The organism is Leptospira alstonii serovar Sichuan str. 79601 (genome assembly GCF_000347175.1).
In the GTDB taxonomy this organism is placed as follows: Bacteria; Spirochaetota; Leptospiria; order Leptospirales; family Leptospiraceae; genus Leptospira; species Leptospira alstonii.
This window is the reverse complement of sequence record NZ_ANIK01000072.1, coordinates 1-5,048: the sequence shown is the minus strand read 5'-3', so window position 1 is coordinate 5,048 and position 5,048 is coordinate 1. Positions and strand designations below refer to the sequence as shown.

The window sequence follows — 5,048 nt, the reverse complement described above, 5'->3', positions numbered from 1 at the left end:
TTTCTTTCCTTTGGATTCCAAAGTTTTAGAGAACGATTTCGTAGGAGCTTATTAGGGATCAGTGGAATAGGAGTCAGATGTTAGGTGTTTTTCTGCAATTCGGGAGTTCTTACTTTTACAACAAAACACCTATCCACTATTTCCTAATCACTATCCACTAAAATAGGAGCCCGCGTATTAGGAGTTAGGTGATATAGCAGCGCCTAGAAAAAGTTCCCCGCGGAACAAAATTTTCTTGAATTGTGAAGTATATTTTTTCATATATCACCGCAGGACGAATCGGTGCGGTTAAATTTAAAAAACTTCCGGGTATTACTTTCGAGTTTAGCCCTTGTATCGATAATTCCTTTTATTTTCTTCTTTGAATCCAAATCAAAGGAGACAACCGTTTCTTCCCGTACGTTTTCTGCGGAGTTTCGCGTTATTCGTGCCGCTTTCGAGTTTGAAAGAAACGATTCGTTGATTATCTTAGATGAAGTTTCGGTCCGGAACTCGGAAGGACTGAGTCGGAGTAGGGGAACCGGCATCGTATTGAATGGGGGAGTTCCCACAAAACAATCGAAAGATTTAAACGCAGAGATTTCGGATCTGGATTTGATCTTGGATCCTCTGGACCCCGTTTTTGAATATTTGTCGGAAGATAAACTTTTAACACTCCAGTTTGATTTTTTCCTCAATGTGACTTTGAACCCCGCACACCAACTGAATCAACTTTTGACACCACCCGTTGAACTTTCGAACATTCGCAAAATGGAGAAGGGTTGGTTCGGTACCAATTTGTATGATTTGAGCGTTATTCTTCCTAACCGGGAGAATCGCAAACACAAGCCGGACGCATCATCGGCTTCCTTTTCCCAATTTCGAATGAACCGAATCGATTTTGATTTCGCTTTAACGAATCTAAAACGATCGGAACGATCTTTGATATCTTTTAAGTTTCACCGCTATTTCGCATTACTCTTTTCTTTTCCCCCGAATTCACCCGAAGGACAAAACGAAACATGTTAACCACCAATCCATCCCGCATTTCTCAAACCACAAAACCCGCTTCTTTTCTAAACTCCTTTCGAGAGAAATTATTCTCCTTATTTTTACGGCCTGAACCTTCGGTTCAAAAACTCAAACGACAAAGCACGGAAGCGGAGCGGTTTGTCAGAATGGATTTGCGTATGGAGACGGACTCGCAGAGCGGTTTTCAGGGTTTGAGGAGTTTGGAAACACAATTTGATATTAACCGCGTGAGCGATCGTAGTGAAAATCCTGCGACGCACCGTGCTATAAATTCAGAAAATAGAATATACGAAAAAATTAAAATGGTGCGTTGCAGATTGAAACGAAGAGCGCGACTCTGCGCCGGAAGTTCAGAAAAATCTCGCAGAGGCACGCCCCCCTATCCGCCGACATCTAGAACGAGAAGGGTGGAACAAAGGCCTTCGATCTGGGGGATGATGACTCTTTTGGACGGATTGGAATTGCTGGGAGGCAGAATTCGGGTGGCGTCCGACGTGTCAGAGGACGGTATTCGTTTAAGATCGAGAAGATGGACGAAGAGCGTGGCCCTTCCCATGATTTTTGTATTTTTGTTCGAGTTTGCGTTTTTGCCCCTTTTTGAATCGGGGAGTCTTTTTGCGGACCCTTTCGATCAGAATTTTGAAAATAAAAATAAGGCCAAGGGAAGACTGGAATCGTATTATAACGCGGCGGAAAAAACATCGGACGCTTTGGAGTGGCAGTCGATCATCGAAAGCGGAAAACGAATCCTGAAGGCGCAGTGGGAAGCGAATGCGAGCCTTGAGATCGAAAAGGAACTGAAAGGTTTTTCCGGGACGTCTTCTGCGAAGGAAGAATTAAGGATCCAACTGGAAAATCAAAAACAAACGATCGCGGTTGCATGGGAATCGGAACTTTCGGAGGAGATTTTAGAAAAGAGAGGATCTTGGAAAGCGAACTTCAACAAACAGAATTTCGAATCGTATTTTACGGTTGATAAAAAGAAAGAGATTCGGGACGCGCTTGAGAATTTAGTGAAGGCCGCGGACGCCGCTAAAAACGCAGCGACTGGAGACGGAACGGTTCGATTGGCCGCCTGGGACAATGCGATCAACGCGGGAATTGCGGGAGTACGCGCCCTTTGGGAAAACAACATCGTTTCGATCAAAAACGGCATATTGATTTCCTCCACCGCGACCGCGCTTACGGGAGTGGAAAAGATAGAATTCGAGAAGAAGTTAGACGAAATCGAATCGTATTACAAAAACTACTTTCACCTGGAAGAAAACGGAGTTAAACTTCCGGCAAGACAGGGACTCATTCAGTCGCTCAACCGGGACATGGACATAGCGATCGCTCAGGAAGAAGATCCGACCCAACTTACCGCATTACTCATCGAAAAAACGAAACAACAACTGGACCCCGCAACGGGTCAACTTTTGAATTCTTTGGACGACCTCGGAACGATACCAACGAGTTACGACGACGTTTCGGGTGCTAACGCCCAGGAAAAAATCCTACAGGCATTGCAGGACGGGCAGGCTCTTTGGGACCAGGCGATTGAAAGGTTGGTCGTGAAAAAACTGGAATACGACCGAGTTGCCGAGGACAAACGGGTTCGCAACGAAGACAAATGGTCTAAGGCGTATTATGTACTTTTGGACGCGAAAGCCAAGTGGAACGAGGAAATTAACAAACAGATCGAAGAAGGATTAAAAAAATGGGACGAATCCGAGGTTAGACTTAAAGAGAACAAACAAAAAGCATTACAAGAATTGAATCAATACCTTTCGATCAGCCAGGAACAATACGTCGCGCACTTAAACGGCCTGCAAGGAACGATCCTTTCCAGCGCGGACACGATCGGTTCGATCGTTTCAAACATCGCCTGGTACCAGGATCAGATCGACAAAGAGAATAACAAACCCTCCCCGAATGCGGGCCTGATTAATACGTATCAGCAAGAAATCAACAAGTGGACGACGCTCAGAACACAGTTTCGTCAATACGTGGCTTCCGTTCAGAACAAAATCCACGACGAGGATATACTGGGAAACAACGGAGGTTCCGGGGTTTTGGACGACAACGGAAATTCTTCGGATCCGTATCTCTACAGCTCGGCCGAATTTGAATACCGTCTCGCAAAAGCCGAACTGGACGAACTCGAAAAGAAAAAAAACAGAGCACAGGCCGTCTGGGACTACGCGGAAGCAAACGTAAACGTGGCCGATATGCCCGCTCTTCAAACGGAACTAAACGCCGCTAAAACCGCATACGAAACTCAACAATCCGCATATTTGGCCCTTCTTCAACAATTAAACGGTACAAGTCCCGTAGGAGGAGGCACCCAAGGAACGGATCCGAATTCAACTAGCGGCGGTACCGGAAGTTCTACCCCACCGGCTAACACCTCTTTGTCGGAACTGGAAGCCGCTAAAAAATTAGCGGAGGAAAAAAGCATCGCACTGACCACGGCTCAGGCGGAGCTAGAACTAGCTCGGAAACGTTTCGATCAGGCAAAACAACTTCAGATTTTAGTAATGAACTCGTCTCCCGAGTTTTTGGGGGAAATCGGTTCCGTGAATATGGGGACATACGACCCGAACGCGCCTAACGGAGGTATCAAATACGAAATCTATCAGGCGGATCTTCAGATTGCGGAAGCGAGGGAAAAACTCAAAGACAACGAAAAGGTGTATTTTTCCAAAAACTACGATCAAGGGAACGCAAAACGTACCGAGGATTTTTTCGGGGATCTTTGGAACCGGATTCAATCTTTCGAATCGAGTAAGGAAAAACTCAAACTACTAGAAGACGCGGTATCGAGTCCGGGCCAGACTCTCGTCCAAAAAGTGAATTCGCTTTTGAATCCCGCAAATTTGGTTTTGGTTTCCGTTTTCGGTAACCAGGGCGCCGCCCAGGTAAAATCCCAGCTGCAGGGACTTGTAGACTCCCTTTCCACAACCGTAACAGACAACGAAAACGGTAACGTGCAAAAACAAAAACTACCCTTTGCCGTGGAAAAATTCTCTTCGAGTTTGGATCCGATCCTGACCCGTTCCGACGAACTACTCACACAGTTTGACGATACGGATAAGGGCAACTTGAGCGAGTTTACGACTCGTATGGGAAACATTTCCTCTTTTTTAAATTCGTTTACGACGACCTACAATTTAAATTCGGGTTATTTAAAGATCGAAGACTTTAACGTTTGGAACACCGCCCTTTCGAATTCCTTGTCCAAGTGGAACGAAAACGTAACGGCGTTTCAAACGGCCAAGACCGATTTTTCGGGCGCGCTTGCAACTTACAAAGCGTATGCGACTTCTCACGTCGGAAGCGAGGACAGTCTTGAATACCAATTGGAAGTCCAAAAAGTTACGGCCGCTTTCGGTAAGTACCAGGAAAAGACCTCTTCCCTGGAAGAATACTGGGACGACCTTTCCACCCGCACCGGACACTTAAGACTAGAGGCCTTGGACCGGCTTCAAAAAGCGAGAACGATGGTGGACATGTCCACATTGGATTTGGCTACGAGAAAAAATCTCAAAGCGCAAATCGATACTTTCAAATCCACTTTTTCTAAAAAAGATTCTTCCGGAAACGAGCTGCCGGACGACGTAACCGCTCTAATGACCGGGACCGATTCCAAGTTTACATCGGTGGCCGGTTCTTTTTCGAACTATTCCACCCGGTATTCGTATTACAGAAATACGATCGATGAAAGAAGCGCGATTTTTTCGGGAATGAGCGGTATTTTGATCCAGGCCTTGGAAGGACAAAGGGCGTCGGTTACCGCACAAAAGGCGCAGCTCGGATTTTTACTGGACGAGGACGCCGGGATTGAGGAACTCCAAGACACAGTAAACGGAGTGGAAGAGACCGCCAAAACGGAAGCCGCGAAACTCGACGCGAGAGTGGCTGAAATTCTATTGTCGAAGCTCGGGAATTTAGGTTCTGATTCTTCGATGAGAAAATTCGATCCGATCTATCTAGGGCTTACGAACGAAATCAATTCCCTCTATTCCACTTTTACCGGTTCGTCGGATGAGATACTA

The 5,048-nt window shown here is 46.0% G+C and carries 1 protein-coding gene and 1 pseudogene; both read left to right on the top strand.

The features are described from left to right. Positions 1 to 282 precede the first annotated feature (282 nt). Positions 283 to 1,008, top strand: coding sequence for a hypothetical protein (locus tag LEP1GSC194_RS15080; RefSeq protein WP_051997436.1), 726 nt, complete (start codon positions 283 to 285; stop codon positions 1,006 to 1,008). A 437-nt stretch (positions 1,009 to 1,445) separates the two neighbouring features. Then, positions 1,446 to 5,048: pseudogene (locus LEP1GSC194_RS15075) on the top strand (hypothetical protein); the annotation flags it as partial.